At 61.2% G+C, this 21,018-nt stretch carries 15 protein-coding genes; 3 read left to right on the forward strand and 12 right to left on the reverse strand.

Annotated features, from left to right (window positions below):
• The first annotated feature begins 3 nt into the window (after window positions 1–3).
• Window positions 4–2,112 carry an FUSC family protein gene (locus SB753_RS17035; RefSeq protein ID WP_410800904.1) on the forward strand — a complete coding sequence of 703 codons (2,109 nt, stop codon included), beginning with the start codon at window positions 4–6 and terminating at the stop codon, window positions 2,110–2,112.
• A complete protein-coding gene (locus SB753_RS17040) occupies window positions 2,109–3,596 on the forward strand; it encodes an MdtP family multidrug efflux transporter outer membrane subunit (protein ID WP_410800906.1) in 1,488 nt (495 codons plus the stop codon). The genes SB753_RS17035 and SB753_RS17040 overlap by 4 nt, the downstream gene beginning before the upstream one ends.
• 18 nt (window positions 3,597–3,614) lie before the next feature.
• On the opposite strand, the gene SB753_RS17045 is transcribed toward SB753_RS17040, so the two are convergent.
• The 9 genes from SB753_RS17045 to SB753_RS17085 all read right to left on the reverse strand — a co-directional run bounded on the left by SB753_RS17045 (window position 3,615) and on the right by SB753_RS17085 (window position 15,803).
• Window positions 3,615–4,064, reverse strand: coding sequence for a hypothetical protein (locus SB753_RS17045; protein WP_033379603.1), 450 nt, complete (start codon window positions 4,062–4,064; stop codon window positions 3,615–3,617).
• A 246-nt stretch (window positions 4,065–4,310) separates the two neighbouring features.
• Entirely contained in the window at window positions 4,311–5,423 is a 1,113-nt protein-coding gene (locus SB753_RS17050) for a low temperature requirement protein A (protein ID WP_410800908.1), read from the reverse strand.
• Between the two features lie 610 nt (window positions 5,424–6,033).
• Complete coding sequence (locus SB753_RS17055; protein WP_410800910.1) at window positions 6,034–8,136, reverse strand: hypothetical protein; 2,103 nt, start codon at window positions 8,134–8,136, stop codon at window positions 6,034–6,036.
• Window positions 8,137–8,664: 528 nt separating this feature from the next.
• Window positions 8,665–9,708, reverse strand: coding sequence for a methyltransferase (locus tag SB753_RS17060; RefSeq protein ID WP_410801062.1), 1,044 nt, complete (start codon window positions 9,706–9,708; stop codon window positions 8,665–8,667).
• A gap of 393 nt (window positions 9,709–10,101) precedes the next feature.
• The gene (locus SB753_RS17065; RefSeq protein WP_310069455.1) at window positions 10,102–11,109 is read right to left on the reverse strand and encodes a zinc-binding alcohol dehydrogenase family protein; all 1,008 of its coding nucleotides are present in this window, start codon (window positions 11,107–11,109) and stop codon (window positions 10,102–10,104) included.
• 9 nt (window positions 11,110–11,118) lie between these two features.
• A complete protein-coding gene (locus SB753_RS17070) occupies window positions 11,119–12,177 on the reverse strand; it encodes an aldo/keto reductase (protein WP_410800912.1) in 1,059 nt (352 codons plus the stop codon).
• A gap of 67 nt (window positions 12,178–12,244) precedes the next feature.
• Entirely contained in the window at window positions 12,245–13,192 is a 948-nt protein-coding gene (locus SB753_RS17075) for an ABC transporter substrate-binding protein (RefSeq protein ID WP_020068425.1), read from the reverse strand.
• A gap of 39 nt (window positions 13,193–13,231) precedes the next feature.
• Window positions 13,232–14,263, reverse strand: a complete 1,032-nt coding sequence (locus SB753_RS17080; protein WP_020068426.1) for an ABC transporter permease — start codon at window positions 14,261–14,263, stop codon at window positions 13,232–13,234.
• Window positions 14,256–15,803, reverse strand: coding sequence for a sugar ABC transporter ATP-binding protein (locus SB753_RS17085; RefSeq protein WP_027804701.1), 1,548 nt, complete (start codon window positions 15,801–15,803; stop codon window positions 14,256–14,258). Before SB753_RS17085 ends, SB753_RS17080 begins: the two co-directional genes overlap by 8 nt.
• A 251-nt stretch (window positions 15,804–16,054) precedes the next feature.
• On the opposite strand from SB753_RS17085, the gene SB753_RS17090 reads away from it, so the two are divergent.
• Window positions 16,055–16,756 carry a FadR/GntR family transcriptional regulator gene (locus SB753_RS17090; RefSeq protein WP_087754384.1) on the forward strand — a complete coding sequence of 234 codons (702 nt, stop codon included), beginning with the start codon at window positions 16,055–16,057 and terminating at the stop codon, window positions 16,754–16,756.
• Between the two features lie 170 nt (window positions 16,757–16,926).
• Here the strand turns inward: SB753_RS17090 and SB753_RS17095 are convergent, their stop codons facing one another.
• The 3 genes from SB753_RS17095 to SB753_RS17105 are packed head-to-tail and all read right to left on the reverse strand — an operon-like array spanning window position 16,927 to window position 20,974.
• Window positions 16,927–19,191: a molybdopterin cofactor-binding domain-containing protein gene (locus tag SB753_RS17095; protein ID WP_410800914.1), complete on the reverse strand. Its 2,265-nt coding sequence runs from the start codon at window positions 19,189–19,191 to the stop codon at window positions 16,927–16,929.
• On the reverse strand, window positions 19,188–19,700 hold the full coding sequence (locus tag SB753_RS17100; protein WP_020068430.1) for a (2Fe-2S)-binding protein: 513 nt from the start codon (window positions 19,698–19,700) through the stop codon (window positions 19,188–19,190). Before SB753_RS17100 ends, SB753_RS17095 begins: the two co-directional genes overlap by 4 nt.
• On the reverse strand, window positions 19,697–20,974 hold the full coding sequence (locus SB753_RS17105; protein WP_204522880.1) for a c-type cytochrome: 1,278 nt from the start codon (window positions 20,972–20,974) through the stop codon (window positions 19,697–19,699). Before SB753_RS17105 ends, SB753_RS17100 begins: the two co-directional genes overlap by 4 nt.
• Between the last annotated feature and the right edge of the window lie 44 nt (window positions 20,975–21,018).

Genomic DNA, 21,018 nt, shown 5'->3' on the forward strand with positions numbered 1-21,018 from the left:
TCCATGGCCGCCGCCGAATACCTGCTCGCCATGCCCGTATTGCTGCGCGATACCGGCGATTTCCTGAAGCGCGAGCTTGCTCCATTTCCCGGGCGGCTCAACGTGATGTTGCGCTGCGTGCTGACGAGCGCGATCGTGATCGTCGCGTCGATGACGCTTGAAGTACCCGAACTCGCGCTTTCGCTGCTGGTGGTGTTTTACGTCACGCAGTCGAACGTGGTGCTCACGCGGCTGGTTGGCCTGATGTTCATGGTCGGGTCGACACTCGCCATCGGTCTGTCAATCCTGCTGCTGAAGTTCACCTTCGACTACCCGTTGCTGCGCATCGTCATCGCGAGCCTGCTGTTTTTTTGCAGTGTGTACCTGCTTCGCGTGCTCAGGATCGGCGTCGTGTTCTTCATCGTCGCGATCGTTGTGATCTACGTGCAGAGCTTCGTGGACCGGACCGATCAGGCGGAGCTCCTGATCCGGGCCGTGTTATGGGTGTGGGTTGCCGTCAACTATCCGATCGCGCTGACGCTCGTGGTCAACACGCTGCTGCTGCCTGCCGAGCCTCAACTGCAACTCAAGGCGGAAATCCATCGGCAACTGACGGCGCTGCAAACGCGCCTCACGCAACTGATCGACGGCACGACGCATACTCCGCCGATCACGCTGGCGGCCGTCCAGCGAGACGCGGTGACGCTGCAAAAGCTGCTGCGATTCACGACGATGCGCGATGCCCACTATCGCGAGCATCAGGCGTTGCAACTGGCGTGCATCGCGACCGTATCGCGCCTTTATCGCGGCGCGAGTGAACTGCCGCCTGACTGGCCGGGAGCGACAGCCCGGCAACTGGCTGCGTTGCGCGAGCTGCGCGTCAACTGCCGCGCGCTCGACGAGGCGGTAATGTCAGGCGAGCCGTATCGTTACGTGAGCACGGCAACACCTCAAGAACGGGCTGCCGCCGACGCCATTCCCGCCGCAGGCGAGTTGCAACGGGCGCTGCGCGCATTCGCCGATCGGGTTGCAAGCGGTGCCGAACCCGGCAAGCCGCCCGCGAGCGAGCCCATGGTCGCGCCGGACGCATGGACCAATCCAGCGTACATGCGCTTTTCGCTGAAGACGCTGCTTGCCGTGCTGGTCTGCTACGTGTTCTACAACGCCGTTGACTGGCAGGGCATTCACACGATCATGCTGACCTGTCTGATCGTCGCGCTGCCGAGCCTCGGCGCATCGACTCAGCGTGCGTTGCTGCGGCTGGCCGGAGCCGCCGTCGGCAGTGCGCTGGCGCTTTTCATGGTCGTGTTCGTCGTTCCGCATCTGGAGGATATCGTCGGTTTGCTGCTGATGGCGCTGCCCGTTGCCGCATTTGCGGCGTGGATCTCGGCGGGTTCGGAGCGCATCAGCTACGCCGGCGTTCAGCTGATGTTCACCTTCTCGCTCGCGTTGCTCGATCAGTTCAGCCCAACCACGAACCTCACCGATATCCGCGACCGGATGGTAGGCATTCTGCTGGGTGTCGGCGTGGCGACCTTCGTGCAAATGTCGTTCTGGCGCGAGGGCGAGGGCGACGTGCTGCGGCACAAACTCGCCACGATGCTGCGTGCCATTGCCGCGCAATTGCGTGTTCCCCAGGCGGGCGCCGACCAACAGGATCCGTTGAGCGATGCGCAGCGGCAGTTGCAGGCGTGGGCCGTGCTGGCCGATGTCGAAGCGACGCTGTCGCGCGTCGCGCTCGAGCCCGCCTGGCAGGAAGGGGAGCAGGGCGAGCTTACGCTGCGCGCGCAAACTGTTCTCGCGCAGGGCCGCGAGATCATGCTCGCTGGCGATGCTTTGCGCAGCACGCTCGCGGCGCAAGCGGGATCGTCAAGCCCGCACACTGTCGACGCAGTGCGCACGGCCCAGAAACAGGTCTGCGTCGAACTCAACCGGTATGCGGATGAGCTTGCGGCCAACCCACCCGATGCGCAGGCGCCGCGGCGCATTGAGATCGCTGCGCCAGCCATCGAACCGGCCGACAAGCCGCTCTTCGACGCCGCACAAGACTTGTCGCGGCAGGTCGCGGGGCTGCCAGACTGGCGCGTCGAGGCAGCCGTCGCGGCGCCGCCATCACAGGCCATACGCACATGAATACGCGAACGGGTTTGCGTGGTTGGCGATGGCGTCGATGCTTCTTATGCGTCGCGTGGTTGTCGTCGGTGCTGCCGGGTTGCGCACTGATTCATCATAATGGCACGCCCTATGCCGAGATCGCGCCCGAGCAGATCAATCTTGCTGATGACATCCACCTCGCGCGCGATGGCTGGCCCTCCGCCCGCTGGTGGACGCGCTATCACGATGTGCAGCTTGACGCGCTGATCGAGCAGGCGCTGAGCGACGCGCCGACCATGGTGATTGCGCGCACACGCGTCGCGCAGGCCAGGTCGGATGTCGAGCTTGTCAGGACGGGATCGAGCCTTCAGATGGTCGCGCTGGCGTCGCTGGATCGCGAACATGTATCGGCGAACGGCTTTCTCGGCCCATTTGCGATGAACGTACCGGCGCTGGGGCTGACAGGCCCCTGGTACACCGAGGGCATCGTCGGAGTGGGCGCAAGTCTGGACGTCGACATCTGGGGCAAGCAGCGCGCGCAGATCGCGGCGTCGGTCGGCGTGAGCAATGCGCGGCTGGCCGAGACGTCCGCTGTCGAACTCGAAATCTCGACCGACGTCGCGCAGCTTTACTACGGCATCCAGACGACTTATCAACTCATTGATCTGCTGAACGAGTTGCACGAGGTAGCGGTGTTCACAGTGCAGGCGCACGAAGCACGCACGGCGCGCGGCCTCGAAGCCAGGACCCGGCTCGAAGAAGCCCGCGCGCAGCAACTGGGCATCGAACGGCAGATCGTCTCGGCGCAAGCGCAGATCAGGCAGTTGCGCGAATCATTGCGCGCGCTGATCGGCGCGGGCCCCGATGGCTTGCCCGTCATCAATCCTGTTGCGTTGCCGGGCTCGCAGGCGGCCCTACCGGCGACGCTCTCTTATGAACTGCTAGCCCGGCGGCCCGATCTGCAGGCCATGCGCTGGTATGTCGAGGCATCGTTCCACCGGATCGACGCGGCTAGGGCGGCATTCTATCCAAGCTTCGACATCAAGGCTTTCTTCGGCTTCAACGCGTTGCACCTTGCCGACCTGTTCACGCATGCGAGCCAGCAGATCAACCTGATTCCGGGCCTGACTCTGCCGATCTTCGATGGCGGCCGGCTCAACGCGAATCTGAGCGGTGCACGCGAGGGCAGCAACCTGTTGATCGAGCAGTACAACCAGGCTGTTCTGAACGCGGTGCGGGATGTCGCGCAGACGGGCAGCCGTCTGCAGGCCCTCGATGCGGAGGCGCAGTTGCAGAAGCAGCGGATCGAATTCGTTGCGTTCGCGCGAGACAGCGTCGAAGCTCACTATCAACGAGGGTTGGCGAGCCGAGTGGCGGCGCTCGAGGCACGTCAGCCGGTGATCGCGGAACAGGTCGCGCTGCTCACGCTCAACGGTCAGATGCTCGGTGAGGAGATCGCACTGACGAAGGCGCTCGGCGGCGGCTATCGCGCCGATCCACCTGTCGAACTCACGCCGCGTTGAACGGGGCGTGAGCAGGTTTCAGAACTGCTGCGCGCGCAGCGACTCGAATTCCGCGCGGCACACTTCGCCGAAGTTGCCGAGGATGTCGATCGAGCCGTCCGCGATCATCTGACGCAACTCGACGAAGGTCTTGTCCGGCGCGAGGTAAGTGTCGACGATCTTGCGTCCGATAAGATCGGCTTCATCCGCGACTTTACGCGACGACTGGACCCGCATGCGGCTGATCTTCGCATAGAGGTTGGCGAGTGCATGCAGGTCCGGCTCGCCGTGTTGCAGCGCGTCAACGTAGCACTTCGTCGCTTCTTCGATGAACTCCTTGTAGAGTTCCTGCCGGCGGACGCGGTCATGCGCCAACCATTCCGCGCGAACCTGGGTGCGTTGGGTCAGCCATGAAGCAAGAACCGAAGTCAGGCCGCCAATCGCAGCGCCGACAAGTGCAGCCAGAGCCGAGATAACCGATGCGTTCACGGAGCTATCCTCACATTGCCATTCGCGGCCATTCATATTAGTGCTCGTGCGTGCTTTCAGGTTGGCATGTGGATACGTGAGCAAAAGATAATTAAGCCGAAGCAAAGGTATTTCGTCTCTATCTGGGAAGCACGAAGAGAGCCATTAATGTCTCAGCATGTGACCGTCCGGCCTCGGAGCGCCCGATGCATTCGACCATCATGGCAAAGTCGGCCCCTGTCGAATTCCGCGCGATCAGTCGGGGCATCAGGGCCGGACGTTCAGGTATCTGAGGCTGAGGAAAGCGTAACAAATCACCGCGGCGGTAAGACCAAGCAGGATGTAACCGGTTCTGGGCAATAGCAGGGCAAACCCGGCCAACACGAAGACGACCAGGGTGTTGACGACCAGTTGGGGCCGCAGCTCGGGACGCTCCATAAAATAGCCGTACTGCTTGCCAATGAAAAAGCAGACCGCGCCGATCACCGACAATACGCGGAAATCGGATACCACCATGTCGTCCAGGGTGGCGTGCCGGATCAGGCTGGCCAGAATCGACAGGCCGATGAAGACGAAAAAGTGCGAGTACAGGACCGAATGGCCGGTCGTGATCTTCTGTTTGGTCAGCAGGTGAAAGCTGTCAAAGTAGACCCACCAGATGCCCGATATCATCACGAAGCCGGTGGCGGCGGTCAGCAGCCTCTCCACAGTCCAGCTGATGTTGGCCAGTCCGGTGGACAGGCTGCTAACGGACTCTCCCAGCAGGATGATCGTGAGCAGGCCCACACGCTCGATCAGGTGTTCGGTATGCACTGGGATGACCTGGAGACGACGGGGCAAAAAAAAGATGAACACAACCAGATCGAACAGTATTCCAAGGTAAAACACGACATATCGCTGTGGCGCCGGGAACAGGATCGAAGCGAGGCTGATGGTGGTGCCGGCGACGATCACCCAGCCAACTGCCGTTGTGAGTCCCTCGCTTTTCTTGTGCCGGTCTTTCGACACGAAATACATCATGGCGACGATGTATTTCGAACCCACGTAGCAGACGACGATGGCCTCGAAGCTGGCCAGGAATCGTCGGTCGATCAGGCCTGAGATGATAATCAGCAGGAACATGATGAACAGGGTTGCCAGCCGATGCTTCCGGTCATCGGCATCGAACCGATTGGCATACATCGTGTGGCTGGCCCAGATCCACCACAAAGGTATGAAAATCAGGACGAATTTCCAGAACTGGAGTGGGTCGAGATGACCCTCGCGCGTGTGGCTCAAGATATGCGTTACGTCAGCGATCGCCACCGCAAAAATCAGGTCGAAGAACGCCTCGAGCCAAGTGGTATGGCGATTGGACTCGAAATACTTTATGTTGTGCATATCGCCTCATTGTCGTGCTTGCGCCGGGGACACGTCGGGTGCCGGGACTATCACGCTGTGCCGGGTGCCGTTTTGAGGCGTGCGGCCTTGGACCTGCTGGGTGTGTCAACTTGTTTAAAGGCGCGCAGGCGAAAGTTCTTGCGATAGGGATAACTAAGTTATACGCCAAGGCGATCTAGGATCGGATTGTCCGTTATGTGGGGGCAAAATTGGGACTTATGTGGTTGCGCTCGATGTCGGTCGACGCCACGAGTTTCGGACGCACCCGGCACCTCGCCTAGTCGGCGTGTCCTACTCATCCGTTATTTCTCGTTTTCAACTCGCGATGTTGGAGGGGATCATTGGTATCCAACTTTGGACGAGGCCCAGAAAGCGGTCATTCGGCACTGATATCTTCAGGCGGCGAATGGTCGCTTCGAAGAATGCATCGGACCGGAGAGTCCAGTGTCCTCCGCGCGCGCTGATTACCGTCGCCGCGACTTCCCAACGGGCTGGTTGAGGCATCTTCTATTTTGGAGGTCGACAGGGGCGGCCCCCGTCAAGCGAACAATCGCGAGACCGCACTAAAGCTTTTGGAACGTCGGGCTTCTACGCAAGGGCCAATCGCTTTTTACGGAATGAGGTCGCCTCCACCATGTACGTCCCTAGGCCGCCCGAACTCAACGTAACGAACGTCTTGCCGACAGCCGGGAGCCGTCGCGCAGTCGGTCGAGCGCGTTGGATCGACGAGCTTGATCTCGTAACCCAGGGTGCTAAACAGCCCGCTCGAGTTTCCAACCCTACGGAGCGACAGGTAGTCACCCGAACGTGTACAGCGTCCCTTTACTGCACCGCCGGATGCGTCGTCGCAACCCGTTGTTCCTGCCGTGTTGAGCGAGAAGGTCACGTCACTGGAGGTGGTGATCCAGACCACGAAGTCGCCGAGGAATCCGACGGCATGATTCAAGTAGAATTTGTCTCCGCCCCCCCACATCAACGAAATAGCGACTTCCGATGTCGTGGAGTTGGCAGCAAGCGCAGGATAGGCGTAAGCGTTGTTTGAGTTCCAGACCTCAAGCTCGCTGGTGACATCGAAGCTGCTATCGCTCAGTTTTGCGATGATCACATACGGCTGGGCGAACGTTGTGTCGCGCGCTGCCGTCCAGGCGAACCACAACTCGCCCGGTCGATGAACTGCGCTGGTGATGTTATCCCCCTTCGGTCGCGGAGCATACCAATACTGGCCGTCCGGCGCCTTCGAAGTGTAGTCCGCACTCGCGTAACTATTGTGCGGCTTTGGCGCGCTCCAGAAATAGCGGTTCGATCCATCTGCCCAACTGAACACTCGCAAGTGACTATTGTCGTCATGGCCCGCCCAATACATCGTGCCCGTCGCATTTTGAGTCAGGTGAGAAGCTACCGCTGACTTTGCATTTTTTGGAGCGGTAAAGTCCCAGGTCACAATATTGCCGGCGGGAAGCTGCAAATCTTTGTAGGAGATGCGCATGACGACAAGCCCGCCCGCTGTCACATCGTCCACTGACGCGTAGAGGTAGCCATCCGACGTCGACAGATCAGGATAGTCCAGCCAATCACTGCCCAATCCGAGAAAGTTTGAAGTGACATCGAACCATGTCCAGGCTGTGTTGAAGTTGGCGGCAACATCGGCGGGTCTCGCCCAGGCTATCCGCAACCGGTTCCCACCGGTCGGCTTTCCTGCCGAATCTTTGGGCTGGTTAGTCTGGATCAGCCAGACCAAACGATCGATGCTCGGGATGTAGTGAACCACCTGATCGCAGCAGTACCCGCCGTCCGGCTGATCGCCGAATACGGTTGAGAAATTGGAAACGGTCGTAAATGTTGATCCACCGTCAGTTGAGTACTTGAGATACAGGTTCGCGGTAGCCAGGACCAGATTCGATGAAATTCCAGACCCAACGGCGCTCGGGTCCGGTGGGAAACGATCTGCAATTCCGTTCGCGTTCGTGTTGACGATGAAACCTACCGCTCCGTCAGGTGATGTCCCCGGATAAGACGTTAGTTGCAGCGCTTTTGGGCCGGTGTCGGTGGCCGTATGAGGGAACAGAAAGCTTGGGGATCCGATCGGCGTCGGTGCGCGGTCTTCATTGCTCTCAGTTTGCGGCGGCTGTGGCAGCAGCGGATAGGGCCCCTGCGTTGCATGGGTGGGACCACGGTTGCTAGAGGAAGTGTCCGAACCCGGTGCGGGCGGCGGTAATTGCACATCAACTACAAAATGAAATTCGTGATCACGCTCGCCCTTACCCCTTTCGTCCCTATCGTCCCTATCTTTTCCATTCTCTCGCCGATCGTCGCGATTATTGCCGTGATGCGCCCCGCCGGCAGTTCGACCACCATATTGCCCTTCGATGAGCACCTTGTAGCTTTTTGCTGGGTCGAGCTTCCGCACAATGAAGCTCAAATTAAGCACTCCCCGCTCGCCCGACGCAATGGTGCCGAGCGATACAGGTAAACGAGCCGGGCTCTGGAGATATCCGCCCAGGAGTACGACGCTACGAATCACGACATTATCAGCGTCCGTATCGCCAAAATTTTTGATAGGAAGCGCGACAAGCAGTACCGTGCTGTTCTGTATCGCGGCACCCGGTAACGTAGGACTTAGGGAAACGCTTGCAAATACGTGGGTGCTCCAGATCAGCAGGATGAATGCTAATCTTCTCGAAAGCTGCGCAATGGGAACTGACATCGTGTTCATTGCGGTCTCTCCTCTCATAATCCCCCGAGAGCATGGCGCGCATGCTTTTATTGGTTGCTCAACGCAATGCTGAAGCAAAAAATCTACGCCGCAAAGCTTGACCGGATCGCGCGCAACCGACAGCCAAGCCTTAAGTCCAAACAGCAGAACCGATGCTTCCTAATATTCAGTAGTGCGTTTCAGTTTCCCCCTTGCTGAAATACGTAAGCTAAACGTTAGGCGAGACTAACGAAAACGCAAGCCAGTGAGTCGTCGTGCACGCGCCAAAATACTGGCGGCGCCGGCCACGCGCACTGCTGTGATTGACTTTTGATTGGGAATATTTGCGCGGATCTCTGCAGTCTTTGGTGCCCGGCTCTCGCGCAGGAAGGCTGGCAGTTTTTTCCTTTGCCGTGTGAAGCCATCGAGCGCGTCCTTGATCCGACGTTGCGGACGACGGCATGTCCCGTGCAACGCGCCAGCGGTCCAGACCAGTACAGTGGCGTCTCTTTCGCCCCTGAGAATGCGTGCGAATCTCGCGGCAAGTTTCTATTTGGTTCCAATCACCATTGAATCGGGGCCGGCAAGTGGCTCGACGCGTACCTGTGTAAAGCCGACTTGCTGCATCCATTCGCGACACTGCGCACCGGTATAGTCGAAACCGCCCGGCGTCTCGATAAGCATGTTCAGGCTCATCAGCAGGCCAAAGGCATTGCGCCTGCGGTCATCGTCGATTACCGCGTCGTAGACGATCAGACAACCGCCGGGCGGTAGCGACGCGTAGCACTTCGCGAGGAGCTCGAGCTTCTGCCCGAGATCCCAGTCGTGGAGGATGTGCCCCATCACGAGCACATCGGCCGCCGGACAGGAATCCCTGAAGAAGTCGCCCGGATAGAAATTCAGCCGCTCCTGAAGGCCGTGCGATGCTACGTACTCTTCGAACACAGGGCCCACTATGGGCAGATCGAAGCCGCCGCCGCGCAAGTGAGGATGGGCGAGCGCGACCTGTACAGGTAAGGCGCCTTGGGCGGCGCCGATGTCAATGAAAGTCCTGTAGTTTTGCCACGGGAATTGTTGCGCAATCGCCTTGGCCGCGCCCAGGCTGACCCCGCTCATCGCCCGGAGAAAACCCCGTAGTTTGTGTTCGTCGCTATACATGGCATCGAAGGGATTGCCGCCCCCTTTCGCCTCGTTCTGGGGCAGCCCCGTGCGGAGGGCTTCCGTCAAAGAGCCCCAGAACGGATACAGGCGCGCGTTGGCCATTTCCAGCAATCCACCTACGTAGCTGGGCTTGGCCATGTCCAGAAAGAGCCCGGCGTCAGGCGTATTGCGGTACTTGCCGTCTTCGCGTTCCAGCAGATTCAATGCGACCAGCGCGTCAAGAAAATCAAGGGCCGATCTGGGATGCAGTCCGAGAGCCTCAGTGAGCTCCGCAGCGTCGCGAGGTCCGGTCGCGAGGCAAGAGAACACACCGAGTTCGACTGCGGACAATAAGGTTTTGGACGCCCAGAACCCCATGCCCAGCTGGAGCAGCCGTTCAGGGGAGGGTTCCTGTTGGCGCGGGTTGTCAGCGCCAGGCTCCTGTCGAACCATGCTCGATGTGCTTTCCATCATTGCTCCCGGGGGACGTGTGAAGAAGCATCAGACAGGATGGTAGGCGAAACGAAAGTTTTCGAGCGTTCGCTACCGTACAGACGGTTCGCACGTCGCGCCATCAATGCGAATGCCCGATCAATTCCGTGTTTCCGAGCCTGGTCACGCGTGTCTTAGTCCGCCGCATTCCGTTTCCCTGCAGCGCGCGAGGGGATATTCGTGAGCAAAATAGTATGTGGATGCGCCGGAATGCGTTCAAAGGCCTGACTGCGCAGGTAAGCGCCGACGACGTGCGGCGTTGATTCACCGTTTCTCTCGAACCACATTAAGACCGGGCGGCGTACGATCTGAAACAGCACGTCCGCCCGCCTCGAACAACAGCAGCGAACCCAGTCAACACTCGACCAGTGCCTTCACGACGGTCCGCCCAGGCTCCATCAGTTTCGGAAACTCGGTAGGCACGTCGGCCAGGCTCATGCGGTCAGTATTGAGCGCCTTGTCGGGAATGCGGCCTGCGCGCATCGCTTCAAGAACCGTCTCGAAGTCTTCCGCGGTCGCATTGCGGCTGCCGAGCAAGGTCGCTTCGCGCTTGTGAAACTCCGGATCGGAAAACGTGATCTGGCCGGGCACGATTGAAATCAGCACGTACTTGCCGCCGTGGGCGATGAACTCAAAGCCGCGGTTCATTGCATTGACGTTGCCGGTTGCATCGAACACTACGTCGAAGAACTCGCCGTCCGTGAGCGCCGCAAGTTCTTGCACGTCGTTCGGACCGATCTGAACTGTCGAAACCGCAATGTGCTCGCGGCAGAACGCAAGACGATCCGCGCGCGTGTCCAGGCACGAGACCTGCCCGCCGCGCAGGTTCGCAAACAGCATGGCCGCCATGCCGATCGGCCCCGCGCCCACGACGAGAACCCGCTGACCGGCTGACACGTCGGCGCGCCGGACCGCGTGTGCGCCGATCGCGAGAAACTCGAGCATCGCTGCCTGGTCCAGTGTCACCCCGTCTGCCTTGTGCACGAACTGCGCGGGCACCGACAGGTATTCAGTCAACGCGCCGTCACGATGTACACCGAGAACCTTGATGTTGACGCAGCAATTGGTTTTCCCCTGCCTGCAGGCAATGCACTGTCCGCACGACAGGTAGGGCATCACATAGACGGCGTCGCCGGGCGCGACGTGCGCGCCGGGGTCCGCCTCGGCGACGATGGCCGATAGTTCATGTCCCATCACCCGCGGGTATTGCAGGTAAGGCTGATTCCCCGAGTAGATGTGCATGTCCGTGCCGCAAATACCCACGCGGCTAACGCGCAAAAGTACTTCGCCGTCTGCGCGGCGAGGTGGTTCGCGGTCTTCGCGGCGCAGCACGCCGGGCGATTCACAAATGACGCTGAGCATTGGCATCCTTTATTGGGCTTGTCGATCGCCGGACGGCTGATCGGTTGTGAAGAAACGGCGGGCCTCGGGAACCGGAGCCGATCCGGCTATCAGCCCTTCGTGCTGCAAGGCCTGCCACAGCTCTGGCGGAACTGGCGTTTCAAGCCATGCGATGTTCTTTTGCAACTGCTCGATACTGCGCGCACCGACCACGCACGACACGACAGCCGGGTGGGCCAACGGAAACTGGAGCGCGGCTGCAGCGAGCGGAACCTCGAACTTCGCGCAGGCGTCGGCAAAACGCGCGACTTTCCGCGCCACTTCGGGCGGCGCATCGGCGTAGTTGAACTTGCCGTTGCCCACGAGCACGCCGGAATTGAATACGCCGCCAGCGACGATCCGCACGCCGTTACTCACACATTGGTCGAGTAATGGCGAGAGCGCTTCCTGTTCGAGCAGCGTATAGCGGCCCGCCAGCATGACGAGGTCGAGATCCGCTTCCTGCATCGAATCGACTGCGACCTGCCATTCGTTCACGCCGAGTCCGATCGCGGAAACGGCATGCGAGTCTCGCAGTTCCGCGAGAGCCCGAAAGCCGCCGCCACGTGTCAGCTGCTCCCAGTAGCGTGAATGCGCATCGCCGTGCGTCGCCGCGCCGATGTCGTGAACATAGAGGATGTCGATCGTCTGCATGCCGAGACGTTGCTGGCTATCCTCGTACGAGCGCATGATGCCGTCGAACGTATAGTCGAAACGAGGCCGGAAGGGCAGGGGTTGCGCCCAGTTGTCATCGCCTGGCTGCACCGTGTCGTCGGGCCGCATGAGCCGCCCGACCTTGGTGCTCAGTACGTAGCGTTCGCGCTCGCGCATCTGCAGCGATTGTCCGACGCGCCGTTCCGAAAGCGTATAGCCGTAGAACGGCGCAGTGTCAAAGTAGCGGATACCGGCGTCCCACGCCCACTCGAGGAGCGCATTGGCCTCGGCGGTCGACATGGGCTTGTAGAGGCCGCCCAGTTGCGAGCAACCGAGGCCGAGTGTGGTCATCGCCAGCCCGCTTCGCGGCAGCGCGTGAGTTGCAAAAGCTTTCATGGAGGCGTGTCTGAATGGAGAAGATGCCGGCGAACGGCTTCTAAAAACCGCTGCGCCGGCCCGTTCGTCAATAGAGAACGTTCTTTGCTTCGGACGAGTCGAGGTTCTGTTTCTCGACCATCATGACGCCCGTGTCCACCTGCTTCGAAACGGGCTTGCGTTCAATGACGTTGACGAGGGTCTGGATGCCCTTGTAGCCCATCTGATAAGAGCTTTGAACCGCAATGGCCTGAATCGTGCCGTCACGAACGAAGCCTTGCAGGTCCTGATTGCCGTCGAAGCCGATTGCAATGACCTTGCCGCCTTTTCCGGACTGCTGAAGAGCGCGTCCCATCCCCACGGCGGTCGGCTCGTTCGCGCCGAATATGCCCTTCAGGTCGGGATTGGCAGACAGCACGTCGGTCGTCTGATTCAGGGCATTTGCCATCTGCGACTGCGAGTAGAACGGACCCACCAGTTGCAGCTTCGAATGCGCCGCGATGTACTTGCGGAAGCCGCCGACACGGCCCACTTCCGAGCCTGCACCCGGCACGTACGACATGACCGCGACCTTGCCAGTCTGTCCAACCCGGTCGATCATGGCCTTCGCGCAGAGTTCGCCGGCTTTCACGTTGTCGGTAGAGAGGAACGACTGGTAGTACTGCTTGCCGGCATCGGACACCGTCGAGTCGATCAGCACGACAGGAATATGGGCTTCCCACGCTTTCTTCATGGCGGGAACGAGTGCATCGGGGTCGGACGGCGCCAGCACGATGCCCGCGACATGCCGGTTCACGGCATTCTCGACCATGTTGACTTCATCGGCGATGGCGGATTCGGCTGCGGGACCCTGGAAGGTCATCGTGTAGCCCTTCGCGTCGGCCATCGCGGCGGTCGCGCCTTTCTGCACGTTCTGCCAGTAGTTGGAGTTCGCCGTCTTCACGATTACTGCAATTTCGCCGCCCGCCGCCTGCGCATACGCGCTGAACATTGCACACATTGCTGCGGCCGCAGCCAGCACGGATACCTTTTTCATGTCTCGCTCCTTGATTGTGGTCTGGACTTCGTCTTCTGATTACAACTTCCGGTTTCGGAGTTGGTCGATCCATACAGTGCCGAGAATCACGACACCGATGATGATCTGCTGGATAAAGCTCGATACACCGTTCATGTTCAGGCCGTTGCGCAGCACGCCGATCACGAATGCGCCGATGGCGGTGCCGGAGATCGTGCCGACGCCGCCCATCAATGACGTGCCGCCGATCACTGCGCTTGCAATGGCGTCGAGTTCGTACATCACGCCTTCGTTCGGCTGGGCGGTGACGAGGCGCGACATCAGTACGCAACCGGTAGCGCCTGCCAGCAATCCGGACAGCACATAGGTGAAGAGCTTGACGCCCTGCACGTTGACGCCGGAAAGCCGCGCGGCTTCAGCGTTCGATCCCACCGCGTAGATGTGACGGCCGAGCGAGGTTCGCGACAGCAGAACAGAAACCGCCACGAATAAAATCACCATGATGACGACGGGATAGGGAATGCCTGGGAAGACCGTGTCGGGAAAGCCGTCAGCGCCGATATGAGAGACCTTGAAGAGGGCGCCGTTGCCCAGTTCGCCAAAGGCGTCGCCGAGTCCGGAGACGGGTCTTGCGCCTGTGATCTGCAGCGCGAGACCGCGAGCAACGAGCATCATGCCCAAGGTTGCGATGAACGGAGGCAGCCCCATGCGCGTCACGCAGATGCCGTTGACCCAGCCGCAGGCGGCGCCGACGAGCATGCCGCCCGCCATCGCGACGGGTACCGGTACGCCGGCCTTGACGAGCAGGGCGGCCGCAACACCCGCCAGCGCCAGCACCGATCCAACCGACAGGTCGATGCCGCCGGTGATGATGACGCACGTTGCGGCCACGCCGAGATACGCAATGGACGTGACCTGCAGCGCCACCGTCATCAGGTTGCCGACGGAGAAAAATGCAGCGCTGGTGAGCGAAAATGCGACGATCAGTACTACGAGGCTACCCAGCGCGGCGAATTTCTGTATCAGATCGCGACGGCGCTGTCGTGCCTGTTTGTCCAGGGCCTGCGTGCGGCCCGATGTAATTTCAAGCATGACTTCTCCCGGATGCGTAGTGCAAGATCTCCTCCTGACTGGTCTGTCTGGTCTCGAGTACCGCGGTAATGAGCCCCTCGTGAAACACGGCGATGCGATCGGTCATGCCGAGCAGTTCGGGCAACTCGGAACTGATCAGGACAACGCCGACTCCGTCCGCGGCCAGCCGGTCCATCAGCTTGTAAATGGCGTACTTCGCGCCGACGTCGATGCCTCGCGTCGGCTCATCGAAAAAGAGGATGCGCGAGCCGCGGTACAACCATTTGCTGATAACAATCTTCTGCTGGTTGCCGCCAGAAAGATTCCGTGCGATCTGCTTCACCGTCGGTGTACGGATCGCGAGTTCGCGAACGTAGCGCTCGGCAATAGCCGTCTCTTCCGAAAAACGCAGGAAGCCACGCGACGATATAGCGCGGACATTAGACAGCGTGATGTTTGCGGCCACCGGCATCGACAGTGCGAGGCCGTCTTTCTTCCGGTCCTCCGACAGGTAGGCGATCCCGTGGCGAATAGCCTCGCGCGGCGAGCGGATCGTCACGGGCGTGTCGCCCAGCTGGATCGAGCCGGAGTCGAGCCGCTCCGCGCCGAAGATCGCGCGGGCGACTTCGGTGCGCCCCGCGCCCATCAGGCCCGCGAAACCGAGAATCTCGCCCTTGCGCAGGTCGAACGAGAGCGGGCCGAACGTGTCGGTCCGCTGCAGATCGCGCACCCGCATCAGGACCTGTTCCGTCGGAACCGACTCGCGTGGCGGATAGGCGTCGTCGAGCGCGCGTCCCACCATCCGGGCCACGATTTCGTTGATAGTGGTCGATGCGAAATCGCTCGTTGCGATATGGCGGCCATCGCGCAACACGGTGACGCGATCCACGATCTCCGCCATCTCGTCGAGCCGATGCGAGATGTAGAGAATCGCTACGCCGTCGGCGCGCAGTTCGCGGATGATGCGAAAGAGTTGAACCGTCTCGGATTCGGTCAGCGACGACGTGGGCTCGTCCATGATGAGCACACGTGCATCCAGCGAGAGCGCCTTTGCGATCTCCACCATCTGCTGCTGCGCAATCGAGAGGGCGCCGACCAATGTGGTTGGCGACACGTTCAGTCCGATGCGCTGCAGGCAGCGCTGCGCGTTGGCGTTCAGCGTGCGGTAGTCGACGAACGGGCCGCGCTTGGGTTCGCGCGCAAGGTAGATGTTCTCCGCGACCGACAGGTGCGGCACCAGGTTCAACTCCTGGTGGATGATCGCGATGCCTGCAGCCTGCGCGTCCGAGGTGGAGGCGAACTGTACCGGCTTGCCCTCGTAGCAAATGACGCCGTCGTCCGCGTGATATTGGCCGCTGATGATTTTCATCAGCGTCGATTTGCCCGCGCCGTTCTCTCCGCAGACGGCGTGTACCTCTCCGGAGCGCAGATCGAGATCGATGCCATCGAGCGCCACGACACCGGGGAATCGCTTGCTTACACCCTTGAGTTGCAGGATTTCCCGAGGTGCCGGCACATCGGGCTCACGGCCCGGCCTCCGCTGCGTGGTCGCTTCTGTCAATCCCGTCTCCAATATGTTCAGAACTTCACCGTTCGACCCGTCGAAAGCCGGGCTAGCGGTCAGTCCAATTTGGGCAGATTAAAACGCACAAACGGCTGTTTGGTCAAGCCAATGTAGAATTTCAGAACTGTTCATTCCAGTAGGGAAAACCCCGGCGGCGATGCTGTTGCTTGGCCTGCCGAGGCCATCAGGCCCCATGCTAGACTTTGCTGCGGTCCGTTTCGCGGCTCGTCGACAGGACATTTTTAACAATGAAGCAAACTGAACCAAAGCGGCTTTACCAATCTGTGGCCACGCAGATCCTTTCTCTCATTCGAAAGGACGAACTGGCGCCTGGCGCACGTCTTCCGCCCGAGCGCGAGCTTGCCAATACGCTGGGTGTCTCACGCCCTTCATTGCGCGAAGCATTGATTGCGCTCGAAATCGGCGGCCAGATCGAGATACGGATGGGGTCGGGCGTGTACGTGCGCGCTCCGGACGAGGGCGGTGACAACGCGGTGCCGGCTCTGGGCGAAAGTCCGTCCGAATTAATGCAGGCCAGAGCGGCAATAGAAGGGACAGTGATCGTACTGGCCGCCGGCAAACTTTCGGCGGCCACGCTCGACAGGCTGCGACGCACGGTCGAGCGAATGAAACGCCTCGCATCTGCCGGAAAGTCGCCAGTCGATGCGGACCGGCAGTTTCATATGCTGATCGCGGAGACGGCGGGCAATTCAGTGCTGAGCCGCTTCGTTGCCGAAATGTTCGATAGCCGCCATGACCCGATCGCTGCGGCAATTCGTGACCACTCAGAAAGCACCGAAACGTGGTCGGTCGCGGTAAGGGAGCACGAAGAAATCCTGAAAGCGCTGCAGTCGGGCGATCCGATCGCGGCGCAGACGGCGATGCGGACGCATCTCAAAGCGTCGGAGGAACGCTGGATAGCAGGCGCATTGCGGCAGGAAGACGTTTGAGTCTTCTGCCGACGCTTCCGTCGCCCTAAGCGCCTTTCCGTGAACTAGCGGGCGGTCACGTTTAGTAGTGAGCCGCCGGTCGTTCAGCAGATAACGTGCAGTGCGTCAGGCGATCGTGTCGGCCACTGCTGCACCATCCAGCGCGCAACGCCGTGCCGGTGGTGAATGTTCTAGGCGTCGATCTGCCGACGCAAACTCTCTCCGGCCAACGGCATGTCGCGCAGCCGCTTGCCGGTCGCATCGAATAACGCATTGGCGATCGCGCCCGCGGTCGGACCCATCGATGCTTCTGCCGCGCCGAGAAACGGCGCGCCCGGCCGGTCGATTAAATGCACGTTGACGCTGTGCGGCGCCGCCGAGTACCGCAGAATGGGGTAGCTGCTCCAGTCGAAACTGCGAATTCTCGATGTATCGAACTGCAGCTCCTCGTAAAGTGTCCAGCTCGCCGATTGAATGACGCCGCCTTCGATCTGGTTGCGGATGCCATCAGGATTCACGATCTGGCCCGAGTCCACGGCTACCTCCGCATGTTCGAGCCTGACCTGGCCGGTCTCGGGCACGACCGATACCTCGACGGCGATCGCGACATACGCCATCAGATTTTTGTACTTCCCGAACGCAAAGCCCACGCCGTGATTTCGCTTGCGCGGCGGTCGGGGCCAGCCGAAGCGACGCGCGGCTAGCTCGATCACGTCACGGGCGCGCGGATCTTGCATATGCTTGAGCCGGAACGCCACCGGATCGGCGCCAGCGGCCGCGGCGAGTTCGTCCATGGTGGCTTCGATCGAGAACACATTCATGTGCGCGCCCAGCGAACGCATGGCCGAAGTGTGCAGCGGCATGGTCGGCGAGAAGTTGTTCATCACATGCATGTTGGGGAATGCGTAGAGCGGAATCGCATTGCGGTCGCCGCCGCCTTCGGGTTGCACCATCGGCACCGACGGCGCCGGCGCGAACGGTTTTTCCAGCATCTGCGCGGGAATGAGCCGCCCCGCGTTGACGATACGTTCATTGTGGGAACTGCTCCACAGCGAGTAATTCCAGTCGACGATAGTGCCGCCCGCATCGAGCGACGCGCTGACCTCTGTGACCATTGCAGGCGTGAAGTGATCCCACGTGTGTTCCTGCTCGCGCATCCACTGTACGCGCACGGGTGCGCCGTCCATCTCGCGTGCGATCAACGCCGCGTGCGCGGCCACGTCGTCGGCGCCGTTATGGCCGTAGCAGCCGGACCCCTCGACATGGATGCAGCGAATCTTTTCCTTTGGCATCGACAGCATTTCGGCGAGCCCGTCGCGCAGCGGATACACGCCTTGCGAATGCGTCCAGACGGTCATCGCGCCGTCTTTATACAGCGCCACCGCGCACGACGGTCCAATCGAGCCGTGCATCATGTAGCGCTTGCTGTACTTCGCGCTCAATGTTTTGGCCGGCGTTCCGGCCGGCGTATGAACGTTGGCGATCTCGATGTGTTCGGTTGAAATCTGCTTCAGGTCGCGATGCACCGTAGACGGATCGGGCAAACTGCGGCCGGCAGTCCATCTGGAACCCGCCGACAGCGCTCGCTGTGCTTGCACGGCCTGCCATTCACCTTTCGCAACCACGGCGAGCATGCTGCCGTTGCGAACCACCTTGACCACTCCCGGCATCTTCAGAATCTCGGGCGCGTTGGTCTCCAGCAGTTTCGCCTCATAGACGGGCGGCATGACGACGCGTGCGTGCAGCATGCCGGGCATCGTCATGTCCTGGACATAGCTTGGGAGGCCGGTGACCTTCGCGGGAATATCCAGCCGCTGCAGCGAGGTGCCGATCACGTCGAACTTCGCCGGGTCCTTCAGCGGTGAAGTCGGCGTAGCCACCCGATGCAGATCCACAAGACGGACCGCTTCGCCATACGTCATGGCGCGGCCATCCGGCGCTTTGATCACTGCGTTGCGGGCGATCAGTTCGCCGCTCTGCACGCCGAAGTGCGTCGCTGCCGCGTCGACCAGCAGACCGCGCACCTGGGCTGCGGCGTTCAACAGTGCGCTGCCGCTATCGGCGATCGTGTGGCTGCCGGCGGTGAGGCCTTCGTCCGGCGACGCGCCGGTATCGGCTGTCAGAAACGTGATCAGCGAAGGTGCCATGTCCAGTTCTTCCGCCGCGACCTGCAACAGCGCGGTGCGCACGCCGGTGCCGAGTTCCACCTTGCCTGTATGTACGGTCACCTTGCCCGCCGCGTCGATCCTGATCCAGGCGTCGAGATACGGGTTGGTCTTCAGGCTGCCTGCGAGCGCTTGCGTTGCCTTGCCGATATGTACGGCGGCGCCTTCGTCGGCGATCACTTCCTGCGCCATTGCCTTGACGCCCGGCAACATGCTGAAGCTCACCATCAGCGCGCCGGACATCATGAAGCGGCGGCGCGTTTCATCGATCTTTTCGTCGTTGCCGCTCATTGCGCGCCTCCGCGGCTCGCCGTGTGTAACGGTTCGTTCGTGAGCGTGCCGCCGGCGGGCAGATGCGCAACCTCTCGGATCGCGGCGAGGATTCGCAGGTGCGTGCCGCAACGGCAAAGGTTGGGCTCCATGTGCTCGAGCATTTCGCGCTCGGTCGGCCGCGGGTTGCGATCGAGCAGAGCCTGCGCGCGCATGATCATGCCTGCGATGCAGTAGCCGCACTGCGCCGCCTGGTGATCGATGAACGACTTCTGCAACGCTCCGGGGTGCTCGACGGTGCCGAGGCTCTCGATGGTGCGAACCGGCCGCGCACCGATCGACGAGACCGGAATCAGGCACGAAAACACGGCCTGATCGCCCACGATAACCGTGCAGGCTCCGCATTGTCCGAGCCCGCAGCCGAACTTTGCGCCATGCAGATGCAGGTCGTTACGCAGCGCATACAGCAACGGGGTGGACGGATCGATATCGAGCGAGTGCTGCACGCCATTGACGGTTAGGGTGATCATCGCGCGTCGTTCTCCTTTCTGACTTTAGCTACCGACTCTTCGACGTCGTCCCACGGGCCGCGCTGCGAGTAGGTCGCGCGAATGTACGACGCCAGGTCGGCGACCTGCCTGTTGTTGTAAATCTGTGCGAAGGCGGGCATGTAGTTGAGTGCATCTTCGCCATGCCAGTCGATGCCGCCAAGGATCATCTGGATCGCGTTGCGCGGCGTCGAGGCATTGACGGCCGTGCTGAGCGCGAGACTCGGGCGCTCTCCGATGGATTGCATCGGCGCTTGCGGACCATGGCATTGCGCGCACGACGCAGCGAACAGCACGGCGCCCCTTTGCGCTTCGGCTGGAAGCGACGTGGTGACCACCGGCCTTGCATCGGCGGGCCGCGGCTTCTGGATCGACAGGATGTAGGTGGCGATAGCCTGCACATCCTGCTCCGGCACGGTGGCCAGATCGCGCGTGACGGGCAGCATCGGCCCGGCTGCGGCGCCATGCTCGCGGGCCCGGCCGGTGCGCAGGTAGGTCACCAGTTGCCCCTGCGTCCAGGGCTTGGGCGCAGCACCCAGAGCATTGAGCGCGGGGGCTTCCCATCCGTCCACGATGCCACCGTCGAACGCGTGGCCCGCCTTTTCTCCGCCGATAGGATTGAGCGGGGAGTGGCACGACGCGCAGTGACCCAGGCCATCGACGAGGAGCTTGCCGCGATTCCACTGCGCATCTTTGGTTGCGTCCGCCGCTTCGGGGCCGGGGCGCAGGAACAAGATGTTCCAGAAAGCGAGCAGAGGCCTGAAGTTCAAAGGAAAGATCAGCTCGTTGGCCGGCGCGTTTTCCTTCACCGGCTCGCGCGTCATCAGATACGCGTAGGCGGCCGAAATGTCTCCGTCCGACATGCGGGTAAAGTGAATATAAGGAAACGCGGGGTAGAGCAGATGCCCGTCACGGGCGACGCCGTGGCGCATCGCGCGCGTGAATGCTTCAAGAGACCAGTTGCCGATACCCGTGTCGACGTCGGGCGTAATGTTCGTCGAGTAGATCGTGCCGAAGGGCGTCGCGAGTGGCAGGCCGCCTGCGAACGGCTGGCCGCCCCTGGCGGTGTGGCAGACGATGCAATCGCCTAGCGCCACCACGCGCGCGCCGGCGAGCTTCGTCTGTGCGTCGAACGATGCAACTGGCGGCGCACTGACCGGCGCGATGGCCGGCTTCCACATCAAGGCCGCGGCGATAGCCAGCACGGCCACGACGGCCCCGCCGGTTCCCCACAGCAATCTGGGTCCTGGAGTCATTCACACGCCCTTTTCAAATGGATTGATTGCAAAACTTCGGATGC

It is taken from the genome of Paraburkholderia sp. SIMBA_053 (assembly GCF_046534895.1).
Classification (GTDB): Bacteria; Pseudomonadota; Gammaproteobacteria; order Burkholderiales; family Burkholderiaceae; genus Paraburkholderia; species Paraburkholderia caledonica.